Genomic DNA, 18793 nt, shown 5'->3' on the forward strand with positions numbered 1-18793 from the left:
TTCTCATCTATTTAATCATTTTTTTAGAGGTTTGACAACTAAAACGACTTAATGAAAAACCGTACAAACGGCCTCTGGAACATAGAAGTCGTCGGATAGAAGGGTCAATTTTCCGCTAGCAGAATCTCGCTTGAAGACGGTGGCATTAGGTGAATCTTGATGGGCTGCGATCAAATAGTTTTGATTAGGACTAAGCGTGAAATCACGTGGATTGAGCCCTTGAGTTGGAACAATTTCAATCAGTTCTAGGCTACCATCAGCCACGACTTTGAAGACCGCGATGGAATTGTGAGCACGGTTAGATGCATAGAGGAATTTTCCATCAGCTGAGAGCTTGATAGCAGAAGCCCATTTTTGACCATCGTAGTCTGATGGAAGTGTGGAAACAGTTTGGAAGTGTTCGAATTCACCCATACCATCATAAAAGAGTACATCGATCGTAGCATTTAATTCATTGATGAGATAGGCAGTCTTATAGTGAGGATGAAAGACCAGGTGACGAGGTCCTGCCCCTGGAGCTGTTTGATACTGATTGATCAGGGTTAGGTTTCCTTCCTCACTGACATCATAGACATGCAAACTGTCTGTTCCTAGGTCACACGTGATCAGGTACTGATCTGGTGTAAGGTCTGCATAGTGGGTATGTGGACTTGCTTGATTGGCATGAGGACCACTTCCTTGGTGGGTGTCTTGATCGACAAAGGACAAACGTTCATCTGCCTCTAGCTGATATACGAGAACTTGGCCTTTGTGATAGTTGGCTCCATAGACCAGTTGACGCCTGTCATCGACAGAGACATAGCAGAGTGGTGCTCCCTCTTCAACAACGTGATTGAGCGGCTGAAAATCAGCTGTAAAACTTGCGATTCCTCCTTTTCCCTCTTCAGCTCCGACACTGTAGAGGTTGCCTTTTTCAGAAAAAGCGATATAGGTTGGATTGGGCTCAGCTGCCACTAGTTCAAGTTGGCTCAATGTCCCTGTTTCAGGATCAAATTGTGCCTTGTAAATTCCTTTGGATTCTTTTTTGGTATAGGTACCGAAATAAATGGTTTGAGACATAGGTCACCTCGTATGATTTGTTAGGTTTATTATATCAAAGGTCCTATTGGAAGGCAATTGCTAGTTAAAAAGGCGAGGGCCTTTCTTTCTTATTTTGCTAGTTTTTTCGTAACTTCAAGCTTAAAAAATGCTAAAATAGAAACAGATTGAATTGAAAAGGAGTTCTCTGTGGATAATAAAGAAAAACAGTTTAGTTTGTCCTGGTTTTTTAGATGGTTTTTAGACAACAAGGCCATTACCGTATTTTTAGTTACCTTGCTGTTGGGCTTGAACCTTTTGGTTTTGAGTAAAATCACCTTTATTTTTATTCCTATTTTTGAGTTTGCAGGAGCCGTCATGCTGCCTGTCATTATTTCTGGTTTGCTCTATTACCTGCTTAACCCCATTGTTGACTTTCTTGAAAGAAAAGGACTCAAGCGGATTTTTGCGATTTCCTTCGTCTTTTTCTTGATTGCAGTGCTTTTAATTTGGGGTCTAGCTGTAGTGATTCCATCCGTCCAACGACAAGTGGTGAGTTTCTTTCATAACCTGCCAACTTATTTGGAAAAGGCCAATGCAACCATCGATGATTTTCTAGATAATCGCGTCTCCTCTGATATCAAACCCCAGTTAGATGAGATCACTAAGGAACTGTCTGCAAACATTACTTCTTGGGCCAGTTCGATCTCTGGGCGGGCTGTCAATTGGGTCAGCAACTTGATCGGAGTGGCTTCGCAAGTTATTGTTGCCTTGATCATCATGCCTTTTATTGTCTTTTATCTTCTTCGAGATGGAAAAAATTTAAAGGGCCACATTGTTCGCTTTTTACCGACTAAGATTCGTAAATCGGCTGAACAGGTTCTCTCAGATGTCAATACCCAACTCTCCAACTACGTTCGAGGGCAAATTACGGTAGCCATTGTCGTCGCCATTATGTTCATCATCTTCTTTAAGATCATTGGCTTGCGCTATGCGGTGACACTAGGGATCTCTGCAGGGATCTTGAATTTGATCCCATACTTGGGTAGTTTCTTAGCCATGTTACCTGCCTTAGTATTGGGCTTGGTAGCAGGGCCAGAGATGTTTATCAAGGTCTTGATTGTATTTGCAATGGAGCAAACCATTGAAGGACGTTTTGTATCACCGTTGGTTTTGGGAAGCCAGTTAAATATCCATCCGATTACCATTTTATTTGTGCTCTTGACGTCAGGATCTATGTTTGGAATCTGGGGAGTTTTCCTTGGAATTCCAGTCTATGCATCTGCTAAGGTGGTGATCGGAGCTATCTTTGAATGGTATAAGGTCGTCAGTGGCTTGTATGAAGAACACAATGAAATAGAAGAGGAAACACACAGTGAGTCATAGTCAACAAATGGTAGAGGCTCTCGATCGGCAAGAGCTAGAAGAGGCAGAAGTTCAATTTCAACAGGCTTTGTTAGAAGATAGTGAAGCACAATTATTGGATTTAGGTCAATATCTTGAAAGTATCGGTTTTTACCCTCAGGCAAAAGAAATCTATGAACAGATTGCAGAAACCTACCCAGAAGTGTATCTGAGTTTGGCAACCATCCTTGCAGAGGAAGGCCAAACGGAAGAGGCCTTTGCTTATTTAGAAGAAATTGGACCTGAATCAAACTGGTATGTGGCCAGTCTCTTGGTTAAGGCGGATCTCTATCAGATGGAAAGCTTAGCAGATGTGGCGCGTGAAAAATTAGTTGAAGCTGCTCATTTGTCTGATGATCCGATCATTCAATTAGGGCTAGCTGAAATTGATCTGGAATTGGAACGCTACCAAGAGGCTATCCAAGAGTATGCCCAGTTAGACAATCGGGAGATTTTAGAAGCAACAGGAATTTCCACCTATCAACGAATTGGGTTTGCCTATGCCAATCTTGGTAAGTTTGAAGCAGCTGTTCCTTTCTTAGAGAAAGCTCTGGAGATTGAATTTGATGACCAGATTGCTTACGAATTAGCGACCTTATTGTCTGACCAAGAAGAATTCCAAAAAGCCCTGATCTACTACAAACAAATTGATACCTTGTCGCCTGATTTTGAGGGCTATGAGTACGGTTATGCCTTGGCTTTACAGGCTGAAAATGACCGTGAAAAAGCGCTTGAGATTGCTAAACAAGGGATCCAGAAGAATCCATTTGATGCCCAATTGAAGCTCCTTGCTTCTCAGCTTTCCTATGAACTCCACCAGCCTGAGCAAGCAGAAGCTTATCTATTAGAGGCTAAAGAAGTGGCAGATGATCTCGAAGAGATTGCTCTTCGCCTGACCACTCTTTATTTGGAACAGGAACGCTTTGACCAAGTCTTGGCTTGGCAAAATGAAGAAGTCGAAACAGTTGTCACTCGGTGGAACATTGCCCGTGCCTTGGCTGCCTTGGAGAAAACAGAAGAGGCCGTCTCAGCCTACCAAGAGCTCTATGAGGATTTAAAGGACAACCCAGAATTCCTCGAAGCCTATGTTTATTTGTTGCGTGAGGCTGGAGATGTGACGAAGGCGCGTGAAGTGGCTAACCAGTATTTGGCCATCGTACCAGACGATGTGCAGATGCAAACCCTCTATGATAGCCTCTAATCAAAACCATATCGTGAAGATTCGGAATAGTTTGTGGTATACTGGTAGAAGATAGAATGAGGAGAGAAAAACATGGAACCAGTGAAACTTTTTCAATACAATACCTTAGGTGCCCTAATGGCGGGTCTGTACGGGGGTTCATTTACGATTGGAGAACTCTTGGAACACGGAGATCTCGGAGTTGGGACGCTTGATTCTATTGATGGAGAGTTGATCGTTTTAGATGGTAAGGCATATCAGGCCAAGGGATCAGGGGACCATCCTGAAATAGTCGAAGTTTCTCCGGATGCCAAGGTTCCTTATGCAGCAGTCGTCCCTCACCAAGCAGAAGTGATTTTCCGCCAACGTTTTGAAATGACAGACGAGGAATTGGAAGCCCGTATTGAGTCTTATTATGATGGGGAAAATCTTTTCCGCTCCATTAAGATTCATGGTGACTTTGCCAAGATGCATGTCCGTATGATTCCAAAATCAACACCTGAGATGAAGTTTGCAGAGGTTGCCACCCATCAGCCAGAGTATACACGAGAAAATGTTACTGGAACCATCGTCGGTTTTTGGACACCAGAAATTTTCCATGGCGTGAGCGTGGCTGGTTATCATTTGCACTTTATTTCAGATGACCACACCTTTGGTGGCCATGTCATGGATTTTGTCATCACAGAAGGGATTGTAGAGGTGGGGGCCATCGATCAGCTGGATCAACGTTTCCCAGTTCAAGACCGTCAGTACCTCTTTGCCAAATTCAATGTTGATGAGGTCAAAGAAGACATTAATAAAGCAGAATAAAAAGAGGCTGGGACAAAAGTCCTAGCCTCTCAATTATTTTTGGATTGTCGAGCAAGACGCAGTGGTTGAGTGGGCTCTACTACGCTGATTTCATCAGCTTTTACAGCCCTACTCAACTGTGCGGAGGTGGGACGACGAAATCGAATTCTAACGAATTACCGATTTCTGTCCCACTCTCTTTTATTTTTGAAATCAGTCTGTTAGTTTCATGGCTTTGATTTTTTCTTCTTCTGGGGTGACCCGCAGAGTCTTTTGGCCGGTGTAGGTGACAAAACCTGGCTTTCCACCAGTTGGTTTATTGAGTTTCTTGACTTCGATCATATCTACTTGGACCAGGTTTGAGAGACGGGCCTTGGAATAGTAGGCGGCCAACTCTGCAGCATCGGTCTTCACTTCATCCGATGGATTTAGATTTCCTGTAATGACGACGTGGCTTCCCGGGATATCTTTGGCATGGAACCAGAGTTCATCTTTCTTAGCGATCTTAAAGGTCAGTTCATCGTTTTGCAAATTATTGCGACCCACTAAAATGATGGTTTTTCCATCACTAGCTAGGTATTTCTCAGGTTTTTTCCGTTTATGAATTTTTTCGCGATTGCGCCGTTTGATAAAGCCGGTCTGGATTAGCTCTTCTCGAATTTCTGCCACCTCAGCTAGGCTCGCTTGAGAAAGGGCTGTTTCAACCGTTTCAAGATAAGAAATGGTTTCCTTGGTTTCTTGAATGAGGATGGTCAAATGTTTGACGGCTTCTTTTAACTTCTGGTAGCGTTTAAAGTAGCGTTGGGCATTTTGATTGGGGGTCAGGGCCTTGTTGAGTTGGATGGTAATGGGCTCGTTGGTATAGTAATTGTCCAGGACAACTTGGTCTTGGTCGTTTGGTACCTGATGGAGGAAGGTTGTCAGCAATTCTCCTTTTTGGCGGAATTCTTCCGCATTGTCGGTCGCCGCTAACTCCGCCTCTTGTTTGGCTAATTTTTTCCGGTTCTTTTCAAGATCGTTTTCGACCTTGCGGATCAACTCACTGGCCTGTTGTTGCACCCGATCGCGCTCAGCCTTGTCTCGGTAATAGTCATCTAGCAGATCGGAAAGTGTCTCAAAGGTTTGACTAGTGGCATCTTCAAAGGGAATAGCCGAGAAGGATTTGGTCGTTAGGCGTGGCTCAGTTGGAGCTTGGAAAAAGGCACGGAAGGTTTTTAATTTTTCATCCGTCTCAAGTCGCTTGGCCAATTCTTGAGACGTATCTCGCCCCAAACCTTGGAAACATTTTTGAAGGTTCTTTGGGCTTAACTCTTCTTTGTGAAGAAGGGCAAAAAGGGCTTCATCTCCAATTGTAAAAGGATTAACCGCGTCTGTTTTCGGAGGGGCTACATAGATTGATCCAGGAAGAATGGTCCGGTAGCTATTTTGTGAGAAGCCGACATGTTTGATGGCCTCGATGATTTTATTGCTGGTCCGGTCTAGGAGAATAATATTACTGTGCTTGCCCATGATTTCGATCATTAAGCTGACAGAAATGGCATCTCCAATTTCGTTTTTATTGGAGACACGGATTTCGAGAATCCGGTCGTTCTCCAATTGCTCAATCCCTTCGATGACAGCGCCTTGAAGATATTTACGCATGACCATAATAAAGGTATTAGGAAAGGCAGGATTTTCAAAGTTGGTTTGGGTCCGTTGGATCCGTCCGAAAACAGAATGGGCAGAGAGTAAGAGTTTTTGGTTTTTCCGATTGCCTCGGATTTGGAGTACCAATTCTTGCTCGAAAGGTTGATTAATTTTTTGAATGCGACCACTTAAGAGTTCGGCCTTCAATTCTTGCACCATATGGTGTAAAAAAAATCCATCAAAAGACATGGGATTCCTCATCATTCTAGCTGTTATTCTAGTAAATTATATCAAAAATAGAGCGGAAATCCCAGAAAGAAGCAAGGGGATGTAATATAGAAAATGCGAACGTTTCCAAAAAAATACTGAAAAAGTATTGACTTTTTTGAAAGAAAACTTTAAAATGTAAGAAATTAGAAAAGTAGTAAATGAAAGTTTCAAGAGAGCCCACGGTTGCTGAGAGTGGGTAGCGGCAGTTTATGAAATTGGACTAATGATGAGATGAATTTGAAACAATAAAAATTCGGTTGGCACACCTTATCGTGCAACTTGTTGCTAGACAAGACAGAGATATGGGGGGAGACTATCCTTTTCCCATAAGTGAGGTGGCACCGCGATGACACGTCCTCACATAGCTTTTGCTATGTGTGGGCGTGTTTTTTGTTTTAGATGAGAAGGGAGAAAAGATATGAAGAAACGATGGCGTCGCATTCTTTAGAGGATGAAAAATAGAAGAAAATGAAAAAATAGAAGAGGTAGTAAAATGAAAAATAAACGGTTAATGGGAATTATTGGTTTGATTGCAGCAGCAGTCATTGGGACAGCGATCTATTCAGCTACAGCTGGTAAGGACAACAAGGCAGCAACTAGCAATGAAAAGGCAAAAGTTGGGGTCTTGCAGTTGGTCAGCCACCCTTCGCTTGATTTGATCTACAAGGGGATTCAAGATGGTCTAGCTGAAGAAGGCTATGACAAGGACAAAGTGGACATTGATTTCCTCAATGCAGAAGGGGACCAAAACAAGGTTGCAACTATGAGTAAGCAATTGGCAGAAAAAGATAATCAAGTCTTGATTGGGATTGCAACCCCATCTGCTCAAGGTTTGGCTAGTGCAACCAAAGACAAACCAATTGTCATGGGTGCTGTAACCGATCCAGTCGGTGCAAACTTGGTCAAAGATTTGAAAAAACCAGGTGGCAATATCACTGGGGTATCTGACCACAATCCTACTGAGCAACAGTTGAAATTGATCAAAGAGTTGACTCCAAACGTAAAAACAATCGGGGTTCTTTACTCAACCAGTGAAGACAATTCTAAATCTCAAGTAGAAGAATTTACAAAATTGGCTGAAAAAGCAGGCTACAAGGTGGTTCCGTATTCAGTTCCTTCTACAAACGAAATTGCTTCAACAGTATCGGTTATGTCAGGTAAAGTGGATGCTATCTGGGTTCCAATCGACAATACCATCGCATCAGCATTCTCAACTGTTGTTGAAGCCAATAAAGATGCTAAAAAACCAATCTTCCCAAGTGCGACAGCCATGGTAGAAGCTGGTGGCCTTGGTTCAGTCGTTGTCGACCAACATGATCTTGGGGTAGCAACTGGTAAAATGGCTGCGAAGATCTTGAAAGGTCAAAAACCTGCAGACACACCTGTTGAAATCTTTAGCCAAGGAAAATCTGTCATCAATAAAAAAGTCGCAGATGAATTGGGCATTACTATTCCAGAATCTGTCTTGAAAGATGCTGGACAAGTCATTAAATAAAAACGAAACGAATCACAAGAGTAGCAGGAGAATTTGGCTTTGATAGGTCTTTTAATCGGGACCTTTGAGGAGAAAGAAATGAAAGTCAAGCTAACGGACCTTCATCCGACCCAACTATACTTATCAGAAAAGAAGTTACATGATATCCAGATGCTTGATCAGTCGGCAGAAATCATCAATATGGATCCAATTAGTATTCTTACATTTGGAAATCGCTTCTTGATTACAGACGGGCATCACAGGGCTTATCAGGCTTTGTTGGCGGGTCAAGATACGATTTCTGCTGAGTTTGATAGAGATGGTGGCGATGACTTGTATGCTCTCTATGCGCAAGCTTGCGAGGAAAGAAAGATAGACTCTGTCTTGGATTTAAAAAATCGTATCTTACCTCAAGATGAGTATGAAGCAAAATGGTATAACTGGTGTGATGGTTTTAACCAAGCAGCCACTCTTCTTCTATTGAAAAGGAAAGCAGATGAAACAGACAAGGCAAATAAATAATGCACTGCCTCTTGTTCCTTTGTCTATTGAAATTAGTCTCATCTAACTTGTTTTTTAACAAAAAATCTGATAAACTAGATAGTAATTGAATAGAAATCTGCAAGACTAGTACCTCAAGGGAAGTGCGACAGGGAGAAGAGCCGTGACTGAAAGCTCTTTGCATGAAAGCTGGGTGAATTCACTTGCGCAAGGATTTAGAAATTAAGGTCTGGTTTACAGATAAAAAACGGATGGTACCGCGTGTCAACGCTCCGATTAGGAGAAGGCACGCGGTTTTTTTCTATGTCTGTAGGTGGACCATGATGGAGGAAATATGTCAACGATTGAAGAACAACTAAAAGCGCTTCGAGAAGAAACGCTGGCAGCCTTGAAGCAGATCTCTGCTGAAAATAAAAAAGAGATGCAAGAACTACGGGTCTCTGTCCTTGGGAAAAAAGGATCTCTGACTGAGATCCTCAAAGGGATGAAAGATGTCTCTGCTGAAATGCGTCCAGTTATTGGGAAACACGTCAATGAAGCTCGCGATGTCTTGACGGCTGCCTTTGAAGAATCAGCCAAACTCTTGGAAGAAAAGAAAGTCCAAGCTAAACTAGCTAGTGAAAGTATCGATGTGACCCTTCCAGGTCGTCCAGTTGCTAGTGGTTACCGTCATATTTTGACCCAAACTAGTGAAGAAATCGAAGATATCTTTATCGGGATGGGCTATCAAGTCGTAGACGGCTTTGAAGTGGAGCAAGACTTTTATAACTTTGAACGGATGAATCTGCCTAAAGATCACCCAGCGCGGGATATGCAGGATACCTTCTATATCACAGAAGAAATCTTGCTTCGGACCCATACCTCACCTGTACAGGCGCGGGCGATGGATGCGCATGACTTTAGCAAGGGACCATTGAAGATGATCTCTCCAGGGCGGGTTTTCCGTCGGGATACGGATGATGCGACCCACAGCCACCAATTCCATCAAATCGAAGGCTTGGTCGTTGGGAAAAGCATTTCTATGGCCGATCTTCAAGGAACGCTTCAATTGATCGTGCAAAAGATGTTTGGTGCAGAACGTCAAATCCGTTTGCGTCCTTCTTACTTCCCATTCACTGAGCCATCGGTTGAAGTGGACGTTTCTTGCTTCAAGTGTGGTGGAGCTGGATGTAACGTATGTAAGAAAACTGGTTGGATTGAAATCATGGGAGCCGGTATGGTTCACCCACGCGTCCTTGAGATGAGTGGTATTGATCCAACAATCTATTCAGGATTTGCCTTTGGACTTGGTCAAGAGCGTGTGGCCATGCTTCGTTACGGAATCAATGATATCCGTGGCTTCTATCAAGGGGATATCCGTTTTTCAGAACAATTTAAATAATTATGTTAGTAAAAGTTAAGGCGAAAGATTTTCATATTTTAAGGGAATTAGAGGTGGAAACCTATGGGGATACCTTTGGTCCCTACAACTCTGATGCCGATATGGAAGATTACTACCAGACGGTTTTATCGCTAGAGCAAATCCAAAAGGACCTAGCAGACCCGGAATCAGAGACCTATTTTGTCCTTGATCGCCATCAGGAAATTTGTGGTTTCCTCAAGTTTAACTGGGGCAAGGCACAAACGGAGCCAGTAGAAATGGACAATGCTTTTGAAATCCAGCGCATCTATGTCAAAAAAGAACATCATGGCAAGGGCTATGGCAAGGAAATGTTTACCTTTGCCTTAAAAGAGGCTCAAAAACATGGATTTGACTGGGTCTGGCTGGGTGTCTGGGAACGAAATTTTAAGGCCCAAAACTTTTACAAACAATTCGGATTTGAACGGTTTAGCGAGCACCACTTTATCACAGGGGAAGCTGTGGATACCGATTGGTTGCTGCGCAAGCATTTGAAGGAGAATCCGCAAGCTTAATTGTGGGTCCAAATTGAGAGAAAGGAATTGAGAAGATCTCACCTAGTGGGATCTTACGATCAGAATAATGTTAGTATCATATAAATGGTTAAAACAATTGGTGGACGTGGATGTGCCATCAGAAGAATTGGCTGAAAAAATGTCAACTACAGGGATCGAAGTAGAAGGTGTGGAATCGCCTGCTGATGGTCTCTCAAAAATTGTCGTCGGAGAAGTCTTGTCTTGTGAAGATGTGCCAGAGACACACCTTCATGTCTGCCAAGTTAATGTGGGTGAAGAAGAAGCCCGTCAAATCGTCTGTGGAGCACCAAATGTGCGTGCAGGCATCAAGGTCATGGTGGCTCTTCCAGGTGCTCGCATCGCGGACAACTACAAGATCAAAAAAGGGAAAATCCGTGGGTTGGAATCTCTCGGAATGATCTGCTCACTTGGTGAATTGGGCATTTCTGACTCCGTTGTATCGAAAGAATTTGCAGATGGGATCCAAATCTTGCCAGAAGATGCTGTTCCAGGGGATGAAGTTTTCTCTTATCTAGACTTGGATGATGAAATCATCGAGCTTTCTATCACTCCAAACCGTGCAGATGCTCTTTCGATGCGTGGGGTAGCTCACGAAGTAGCAGCCATCTATGACAAGGCAGTCAACTTCAAAGACTTTACCTTGACCGAAACAGACCAAGTTGCAGCGGATGCTCTTTCTATCAGCATTGACACAGACAAGGCGCCTTATTATGCAGCTCGTATCTTGGACAATGTAACCATCGCACCAAGTCCACAATGGTTGCAAAACCTCCTCATGAACGAAGGCATCCGTCCCATCAATAATGTGGTTGACGTGACCAACTATATTCTGCTTTACTTTGGTCAGCCTATGCATGCCTTTGATTTGGATACCTTTGAAGGAAACGACATCTGTGTGCGTGAAGCGCGTGCAGGTGAGAAATTAGTGACCTTGGACGGGGAAGAGCGTGAGTTGGAAACAAGTGACCTCGTGATTACGGTTGCTGACAAACCAGTAGCCCTTGCAGGTGTCATGGGGGGAGAGGCTACAGAAATCTCTGAGAAATCTACTCGTGTCGTCCTTGAAGCAGCTGTCTTCAATGGCAAATCGATCCGTAAGACAAGCGGTCGCCTCAACCTTCGTTCTGAATCATCTTCTCGCTTTGAAAAAGGGATCAACGTGGCAACCGTTAATGAAGCCCTTGATGCGGCAGCAAGCATGATTGCAGAGCTTGCTGGTGCGACCGTGCGTAAGGGCATTGTTTCAGCAGGTCAGTTGGATACTTCAGATGTGGAAGTTTCTTCCACTCTTGCAGACGTGAACCGTGTCCTTGGAACAGAGCTTTCCTATGCGGATGTCGAAGATGTCTTCCGTCGTCTTGGTTTTGGCCTTTCTGGAAATGCAGAAAGCTTCACAGTCAGCGTTCCTCGTCGCCGTTGGGACATCACTATCGAAGCGGACCTCTTTGAAGAAATTGCTCGAATTTATGGTTATGACAAATTACCAGCAACCCTTCCAAAAGATGACGGGACAGCAGGTGAATTGACAGCGACTCAAAAATTGCGTCGCCAAGTTCGGACTATCGCTGAAGGGGCTGGATTGACTGAAATCATTACTTATGCACTGACAACTCCTGAAAAAGCAGTGGAGTTCACGACTGCACCAAGCAACTTAACGGAGCTCATGTGGCCAATGACTGTGGACCGTTCTGTTCTCCGTCAAAATATGATCTCAGGAATCTTGGATACTGTAGCTTATAATGTCGCTCGTAAGAACAAAGATTTGGCCCTCTATGAGATCGGAAAAGTCTTTGAACAGACAGGCAATCCAAAAGAAGACTTGCCAAACGAAATCAATAGCTTTGCCTTTGCTTTGACTGGCTTAGTTGCTGAAAAAGACTTCCAAACTCCAGCTGTTCCAGTTGACTTCTTCTATGCTAAGGGAATCTTGGAAGCCCTCTTTGCTCGTTTAGGTCTTGAAGTGACTTATACAGCAACACAGGAAATCAAGAGTCTCCACCCAGGACGTACAGCCTTGCTCTCACTTGGTGACCAGGTGATTGGGGTCTTGGGACAAGTCCACCCTGTAACAGCTAAGGCTTATGATATCCCAGAAACCTATGTGGCAGAATTGAACTTATCTGCTATTGAAGCAGCTCTTCAACCAGCCACAGCCTTTGTGGAAATCACCAAATTCCCAGCCGTGAGTCGTGATATCGCCCTTCTCCTCAAAGCAGAAGTGACTCACCAAGAGGTAGTTGATGCCATTCAAGCTGCAGGTGTGAAACGTTTGACAGCTATCAAACTCTTTGACGTCTTCTCCGGTGAAAAACTAGGAGTCGGCATGAAGTCTATGGCCTACAGTTTGACCTTCCAAAATCCAGAAGATAGCCTGACAGATGAAGAAGTCGCACGCTATATGGAAAAAATCCAAGCATCACTTGAAGAAAAAGTCAATGCAGAAGTGCGTTAAGATGTAGTTCAAGACAGTTGAGACATGTTCTCAGCTGTTTTTGTTTTGTATTTTAAAAATTACAATCTTCTTACAAGTTTGTGAAAAGATTTACAAATGTTATAGGATGGTTTATAATAGAAGAATAAACATTTAGTAGATTTACTGAAAAAAGGAAGGAGAATGGGGATGCTAAATATGAGAAAACCTATCCTATCACTTGTTGGTTTGTTAGCAGTGGCTAGCCTAATCGGATGTCAGGAGGCAAGTCGAAAGAAAGAAGATTCAAAGGAACTAAGTCAAGAACAAATCATTGACAAGGGGCTGGAAGCTTTTGAACACTTGAAAAATGGCAAAATCCATATGGAAGATGAAGTAGTAAAGGTTGTAAATGAGCCGGAAGAGGGAGAGGAGAAAAATGCCACTGTTAAGACAAGCTTTGATGGTTCATTTGAATTGAGGCCGGATTATGTCCGTGGAATTTATACTTCAGCAGAGGGTACACAAGAAATATATTGGCAATCTTCGGTTCCCTTTTATAAAAAAGCAGGTGATTCAATATGGAGGACTGGATATAGTATTCGTGAATATGATGCAGGTATAGGAATCTTCCAAGATGCAATTCGATACTATCAAAAGAATAAAAAGAAAATGACGGTTACGGAAAAAAAGGATGCTTATGTACTTTATTATCAAACAGATGATGTAAAAAATATGATTAGTATCAGTAGACCAATTTTCCTAGGAGGAACTACAGCTTTTTATGGGTTTGCCGACACAAAGGTAAAAGGATATTTCAAGGTTGCTCTTTCAGTTTCTAAGGATAGTTTTAAACCCTTATCAATCACATATACCTCTCATGGCGAAACTGCAAAGAAAACCATGGATTTAACGAGTAAGATCACCTATTCTAACCAAAACACTGGTGTGAGGGTAGAAGAACCTGAAGATTTTGAACAAAATACTGAACATTTCGATTTAAACAATGAAAAAGGATCATAATCATGCAAAATAAAAGAAAAAAATTTCTGATGATATGTGCGATAGCTCTTTGCTTGCCCCTTGTTGCCTGTCAACAGAAAACAACTTCAAGTCTAAAGGAAGAGCAAGCAAGAGCTGTAGCAAGTAAGCATCCACAACAGGGGCCATCAAAAACAAATGAGGGAGAAGCAAGCTCTGTAGTAGACCAATATATCCAGAGTTTGCGAGAAGCAAAGAGTACAGAATATTCTAGTGGATTCTATAGAAAGTATATTGCGGGTTCTATTTCTAAGCCAGCAGACCAATCCCGCAATGAAATTGTGTATCGTGAAGGTAAAATTCAATTTGATACTCTGACATTGCGTGAAATATACGCTACAGGAAAGAATGACGAGGAGGATCCTGAAAAAGTCAAAGAAAATGAACTTAGAATTGGAAAACCATTTGTAGTTCCAAGTGAATATGTCGTTTATTCACCTGGGAGAGGGACGGTATACTTGGGAGAGTATTCACAGGATCTTTTTCAAAAGGGACCTTGGAAATGGAAATGGAAAAAAGCAACTGATTACAAAGAACCTGAGATTGGTAGAAGTGATGTTTATCTGAAACTCTACGAGGCTTATAAGGATAAATTTAGTATGACTGAAGATAATGGTTATCTATATCTAAAATATAAAGGTGATGCTAAAAAGAATATTCCTTTATTCAATGAGTTAATCCAGACGATGATTGAAAGTAAGTTGTACTCAAATGAAAATAATGATATTCAATCAATCAAACTAGAAATCGAGCTTGTCGCTAAGAAGGAAAAGTCAGAAACTAAAGTTGAAGTGACTCCAAGCGAAGCAAGAATTGTTATTTATACGAAAATAAAGGATTCTAAAAAAGACCAAAGTATTACTAATGAGGACCATTTTGAGTTTGGATACCGTGATTTTAATAAGGTACAGGAAATAAAGCCACCTCATCAATTGGATATGAATGCGATTCAAGAGTAATGAGTAAATAAAAACCATTGGTTCAATTGACCAATGGTTTTTTGCTTTTCTGATTTCTGGTACACACCCATTCTTTACTAATGCCGATGCGATTGATGCATCTCGTCTTTGATGGGACAGGAACACTCGCAGTCTCCGCAGGATCCTTTTCCCTTGAGATAATAGCGAAATCCTAGAAAGGCGAGCCCAAATAAAATGATGGCAATGATAATGGTTGACATGAAAACCTCCTAGATATGAGTGGTGGATAAGTTTTTTAAGCTGATGAGTTGATCATTACTTTGCTGTGGCTTGTGGAAGATGCAGGGAACAAGGATGATGAAAATGATCTGAGCTAGCCCAGTCCTACTAGTTTAGACTTCATCGAGATTAAACACGTGTAAGATTATCTTGTAGTAACCAAAGTTATATTTCTTACTATTGAAATCTTTTCAGATTCATAGCAGGGAGAAAAGGATCGTCAAAAGGTGCGCAAATGCGGGCCTTTTATTTCTTACCTCAAAATATCTATGTCAACCATCCTGCTATTTTTGACAAATATTTTTATTTTTTTGACAAAAATACTTGTCAAAAAGAAAAAGAAGTGTTACAATGTTTTTAGTTGAAAGAAGGAGAGGTTTTCTTATGGGAGCCATATGGATTCTATTTATCCCTTTTCTGGTTATCATTTATGCAAGCTCAGAAAAGAAGATAAAAAGGTTGAACAAACGCATTAGACGATTAGAAAAACAAGTGAAAGGAAATCAAGACATGTCTAGACTTCTAGAAGAATTGAAAGGCCAAACGGTCACTGTTACTGTAGATGGTTTTGGAGCCGAGTATGAAATTTTGGATATTGATGAAGATTGGGTCAAACTGACTCGTGTGAATAATAAACAACAAAGAGAAACCAAATTAGTTCGCATCGAAGATATTCAAGATGTTCAGCTATAGGAGGCGAAAGCCATGATCTTAAAAAATCGATTGAAAGAGCTGAGGGCGCGTGATGGGCTCAACCAATCAGAACTAGCCAAGCTAGCAGGGGTCTCGCGCCAGTCTATCAGTCTCTTGGAGCGGGGTGAATACACCCCTTCGGTTATCATTGCCATCACCATCGCCCAGATTTTCAAGGAACCTGTGGAAAATGTCTTTAGTCTAGTGGAGGAAGAGGAATAACAATGAAAAAGCAACAACAAGAACGAACCCCTCGTTACCGTTTTTGGAGAAATGTAGGTATCATTACAGTTTCCGGCTTGATCGGAGGAGTTATCGGATTTTTGACAGAAATGTTTGGATACGAAAAGCCCCTAGAAATCCAATCCTTCTTTAGTAAAGAAGTACTCCTTTTGGGCTCAGCAGTTTTATTCTTAGTCGCATTTATACTCACGATAACCTTACTGATGTGCGCGAGAAAAGTCCATCAAAAGATGCTCCAAATAGAAGACGATGATGAAGCCTATCACTATGACATTCAAAAGAAAAAACTATATGGCTTAGCGACCATTTTTAAAGGCATCATGATCTTGCCCTACTTTTTATTCGTCATTTTTTATAGTCAATTGGTCGACTTAGATAGACCTGGCGCTGGGGACATGGCTTTTATCTTTGGAGACTTTACCATGCTCTATCTCTTTCTTGTCTTGATTGCCCTATTTTTCCTATCGGATATCTTCTTTCGCAAGACCTTCCATCTGATTTATGGAAAACCGATTCCCCGCAATGCCAATGCCAAGGAAGTGCGTGAATTTATGATGAGTATGATGGATGAAGCAGAAAAGCAGATTAGCTACGAGGAAAACTATGAAATTATCATTAAGTTAAGCAATTATATCTTACCGATTTCCTTAATTGCGATATTCTTAGTTGGCATTGCTTTCCATACAGATATCTTGTTAGCATTAGTAGTGGTATCACTGATTTATCTCTATATCTTGGTCTCACAATACAAGATTACCAAACGTTATTATAAAGAGTAAAGGAGTCATCCATGTTAGAAATTAGACATTTAGAAAAAAGCTTTGGAAATAAGCAGGTCCTCTTTGGAGTGGATCTGACAGCTCAACAAGGGCATATCCTTGGTTTGGTTGGGAAAAATGGGGCCGGAAAAACCACCATTTTCCACAGCATCCTGCGCTTTTTGGACTACAGCGGTGAGATCCGCCTAGATGGCAAAGCGATTACGCAAGAAACCTACAAAGAAATTGGCTATTTGCCGGAAGAGCGCAGTCTCATGCCAAAACTCACGATTTTTGAGCAGGTCCGCTATTTGGCTGCCTTAAAAGGAATGAGCACTGCTGAGGTCAAGGAAAAATTACCGACCTGGATGGAAAAACTCCAAGTAAAAGGAAAATTGACCGATAAAATCAAGAGTCTCTCAAAAGGGAACCAACAGAAGGTTCAATTGATCATCACCTTGATCCATGAGCCTAAATTGATCATTTTAGATGAACCCTTTAGCGGCTTGGATCCGGTCAATACAGAAGTGCTCAAGCAGGTCATCTTTGAAGAAAAAGAGCGTGGGGCAACCATTATCTTTTCTGACCACGTCATGACCAATGTCGAAGAGTTGTGTGATGATATCCTAATGATCCGTGATGGTTCGGTTGTCCTTTCGGGGCCAGTCCAAGAGGTCCGTAATAGCTATGGCAAGACTCGTCTCTTTGTTTCTAACGACTTTAGCAAAGAAGAGCTAGAAGCTCTGCCACACGTGACCAAGGTCAGCATGACCAAGCAAGGGACTTGGAAGCTGATCTTGGATGATGCATCAGCTGGTCCAGAATTATTTGACCGCTTGACCAAGGGCCACTACCTAGCAACCTTTGACCACCAAGCCCCAACTATTGATGAGATCTTTAAACTTGAATCAGGAGTAGAAGTATGAAACAGATGTTTGTCGTAATGAAAGAAACCTATATCAGACAAGTGAAATCATGGAGTTTCCTCTTCATGGTCTTCGGTCCCTTCCTCTTTTTAGGATTGAGCATTGGAATCGGTTATCTGACAGGTTCTTCTACAGATGCCAAAAACCAGGTGGCCTTGGTGACAGAAGTTCCAGCTGTCAAAGAAAGTCTCAAAGGAACTGATGGCTTGACCTTGGACTACAAGGATGAAGCTGCAGCTAAAAAAGCCATCAAGGATGAGAAAGCAGCTGCTTACCTAACGGTCGATGAAAAAGATGGCCAGCTAGAAGCCACTTATGTGGGCGACCAAGCCATGAAAACAGATTTGAAAACCCTTGTCGCTGCGAAATTAAGCCAAGTCCAACAGGGGATCAATATGGCCCGTGCTAATCTAAGCAAAGAGCAACTGACAGCCTTGTCTCAACAGGTTTCTCTGAAAGAAAAAATTGACGAGAAAAAAGAAGGCTTGAAAATGGTGCAAACCATGGTTGCAGGTGGTTTGGGAATGTTGCTTTATATGATTTTGATCTTCTACTCTAGTATCACAGCCCAAGAAGTGGCCAGTGAAAAGGGAACCAAGATCATGGAAGTGGTTTTCTCTAGTATCAAAGCAACCGACTATTTCTTCGCACGCATGCTCGGACTCTTCGGAGTGATCTTTACCCATATTTTTGTCTATGTGATTGGTTTAGTAGCGGTTTGGATCTTTAGAGCAGATATCCCTGTTGTCAAGGATTTTCTCGCTCCAAACTCTCCAATTACCCAACACCTAGCAGAAGCAATCTCGCTCAATACCGTCTTCTTCATTATCCTTGGGATCTTTATGTATGTGGTGCTCTCTGCCTTCTTAGGTTCCACAGTTGCACGACCAGAAGATTCAGGAAAAGCGATTTCGCCACTGATGATGTTAGTTATCTTTAGCTTCCTTGGGGTAACCACCTTGGGAAGTGCCGGTGACGTCTTCTTATTGAAGATCGGTTCCTACATTCCTTTCTTCTCAACCTTCTTTATGCCTTTCCGTACCATCAATGGCTATGCGACTGGTCTTGAATCTTGGGGTTCTTTAGGAATTGCGGTTCTCTTTACCATCGTGGGAACAGTTCTCATTGCCCGTATCTATGCGAGCCTGATCCTTCAGACCGATGATCTCGGACCATGGAAGACCATCAAACGTGCTCTTAGCTATCGCTAATTAGATAAGCCCTCAGTTACAGCTGGGGGCTTTTAGCATGCATTGAAATTTATCAGTGGGCTATTTAAAACGATATTCCTACAGGCTAACATGTATTTTTTATTAAATTATGATAT

Annotated in this window: 18 protein-coding genes and 1 other annotated feature; of the genes, 15 read left to right on the forward strand and 3 right to left on the reverse strand. The window is 42.2% G+C overall.

The annotated features are described in order from the left end of the window. Window positions 1-48 precede the first annotated feature (48 nt). Window positions 49-1059, reverse strand: a complete 1011-nt coding sequence (locus tag SM123_RS04120) for a lactonase family protein (protein WP_320909908.1) — start codon at window positions 1057-1059, stop codon at window positions 49-51. A gap of 168 nt (window positions 1060-1227) precedes the next feature. Here SM123_RS04120 and SM123_RS04125 point away from each other — a divergent pair, with 168 nt between their 5' ends. The 3 genes from SM123_RS04125 (at window position 1228) to budA (ending at window position 4411) form a co-directional block, all read left to right on the forward strand. Continuing rightward, window positions 1228-2403, forward strand: a complete 1176-nt coding sequence (locus tag SM123_RS04125; protein ID WP_320909909.1) for an AI-2E family transporter — start codon at window positions 1228-1230, stop codon at window positions 2401-2403. Further along, window positions 2393-3622 (forward strand): tetratricopeptide repeat protein, encoded by a 1230-nt coding sequence (locus tag SM123_RS04130; RefSeq protein ID WP_049475339.1) that lies wholly within the window; start codon window positions 2393-2395, stop codon window positions 3620-3622. Before SM123_RS04125 ends, SM123_RS04130 begins: the two co-directional genes overlap by 11 nt. A gap of 72 nt (window positions 3623-3694) precedes the next feature. Next, window positions 3695-4411: an acetolactate decarboxylase gene (gene budA / locus SM123_RS04135; RefSeq protein WP_003007973.1), complete on the forward strand. Its 717-nt coding sequence runs from the start codon at window positions 3695-3697 to the stop codon at window positions 4409-4411. Between the two features lie 192 nt (window positions 4412-4603). On the opposite strand, the gene SM123_RS04140 is transcribed toward budA, so the two are convergent. Then, window positions 4604-6265 (reverse strand): Rqc2 family fibronectin-binding protein, encoded by a 1662-nt coding sequence (locus tag SM123_RS04140; RefSeq protein WP_155169477.1) that lies wholly within the window; start codon window positions 6263-6265, stop codon window positions 4604-4606. A gap of 150 nt (window positions 6266-6415) precedes the next feature. Next, window positions 6416-6648, forward strand: a binding site (T-box leader). 131 nt (window positions 6649-6779) lie between these two features. On the opposite strand from SM123_RS04140, the gene trpX reads away from it, so the two are divergent. The 7 genes from trpX to SM123_RS04175 all read left to right on the forward strand — a co-directional run bounded on the left by trpX (window position 6780) and on the right by SM123_RS04175 (window position 14606). Beyond that, window positions 6780-7781: a tryptophan ABC transporter substrate-binding protein gene (gene trpX, locus SM123_RS04145; RefSeq protein ID WP_031574527.1), complete on the forward strand. Its 1002-nt coding sequence runs from the start codon at window positions 6780-6782 to the stop codon at window positions 7779-7781. Between the two features lie 78 nt (window positions 7782-7859). Beyond that, the gene (locus SM123_RS04150; protein WP_031574524.1) at window positions 7860-8282 is read left to right on the forward strand and encodes a ParB N-terminal domain-containing protein; all 423 of its coding nucleotides are present in this window, start codon (window positions 7860-7862) and stop codon (window positions 8280-8282) included. Between the two features lie 313 nt (window positions 8283-8595). Continuing rightward, on the forward strand, window positions 8596-9642 hold the full coding sequence (gene pheS, locus SM123_RS04155) for a phenylalanine--tRNA ligase subunit alpha (RefSeq protein WP_320909910.1): 1047 nt from the start codon (window positions 8596-8598) through the stop codon (window positions 9640-9642). 2 nt (window positions 9643-9644) lie between these two features. Next, window positions 9645-10175, forward strand: a complete 531-nt coding sequence (locus SM123_RS04160; protein ID WP_320909911.1) for a GNAT family N-acetyltransferase — start codon at window positions 9645-9647, stop codon at window positions 10173-10175. Between the two features lie 67 nt (window positions 10176-10242). Beyond that, window positions 10243-12648, forward strand: coding sequence for a phenylalanine--tRNA ligase subunit beta (pheT, locus tag SM123_RS04165; RefSeq protein WP_320909912.1), 2406 nt, complete (start codon window positions 10243-10245; stop codon window positions 12646-12648). A 168-nt stretch (window positions 12649-12816) separates the two neighbouring features. Next, window positions 12817-13629 carry a hypothetical protein gene (locus SM123_RS04170; protein ID WP_201088052.1) on the forward strand — a complete coding sequence of 271 codons (813 nt, stop codon included), beginning with the start codon at window positions 12817-12819 and terminating at the stop codon, window positions 13627-13629. Window positions 13630-13631: 2 nt separating this feature from the next. Further along, window positions 13632-14606 (forward strand): hypothetical protein, encoded by a 975-nt coding sequence (locus tag SM123_RS04175; RefSeq protein ID WP_201088051.1) that lies wholly within the window; start codon window positions 13632-13634, stop codon window positions 14604-14606. A gap of 77 nt (window positions 14607-14683) precedes the next feature. Here SM123_RS04175 and SM123_RS04180 read toward each other — a convergent pair whose 3' ends face one another. Beyond that, window positions 14684-14827: a FeoB-associated Cys-rich membrane protein gene (locus tag SM123_RS04180; protein ID WP_320909913.1), complete on the reverse strand. Its 144-nt coding sequence runs from the start codon at window positions 14825-14827 to the stop codon at window positions 14684-14686. Between the two features lie 403 nt (window positions 14828-15230). Here SM123_RS04180 and SM123_RS04185 point away from each other — a divergent pair, with 403 nt between their 5' ends. The 5 genes from SM123_RS04185 to SM123_RS04205 are packed head-to-tail and all read left to right on the forward strand — an operon-like array spanning window position 15231 to window position 18677. Continuing rightward, window positions 15231-15539: a hypothetical protein gene (locus tag SM123_RS04185; RefSeq protein ID WP_049491061.1), complete on the forward strand. Its 309-nt coding sequence runs from the start codon at window positions 15231-15233 to the stop codon at window positions 15537-15539. A 12-nt stretch (window positions 15540-15551) separates the two neighbouring features. Further along, window positions 15552-15761 carry a helix-turn-helix transcriptional regulator gene (locus tag SM123_RS04190; protein WP_023918610.1) on the forward strand — a complete coding sequence of 70 codons (210 nt, stop codon included), beginning with the start codon at window positions 15552-15554 and terminating at the stop codon, window positions 15759-15761. Between the two features lie 2 nt (window positions 15762-15763). Continuing rightward, window positions 15764-16561, forward strand: a complete 798-nt coding sequence (locus tag SM123_RS04195; RefSeq protein WP_049491060.1) for a DUF3169 family protein — start codon at window positions 15764-15766, stop codon at window positions 16559-16561. 11 nt (window positions 16562-16572) lie between these two features. After that, window positions 16573-17466: an ABC transporter ATP-binding protein gene (locus tag SM123_RS04200; protein WP_003007952.1), complete on the forward strand. Its 894-nt coding sequence runs from the start codon at window positions 16573-16575 to the stop codon at window positions 17464-17466. After that, window positions 17463-18677, forward strand: a complete 1215-nt coding sequence (locus tag SM123_RS04205; protein ID WP_201088050.1) for an ABC transporter permease — start codon at window positions 17463-17465, stop codon at window positions 18675-18677. The genes SM123_RS04200 and SM123_RS04205 overlap by 4 nt, the downstream gene beginning before the upstream one ends. Window positions 18678-18793: the final 116 nt, after the last annotated feature.

Source organism: Streptococcus sp. S5, assembly GCF_034134805.1.
Lineage (GTDB): Bacteria > Bacillota > Bacilli > Lactobacillales > Streptococcaceae > Streptococcus > Streptococcus lingualis.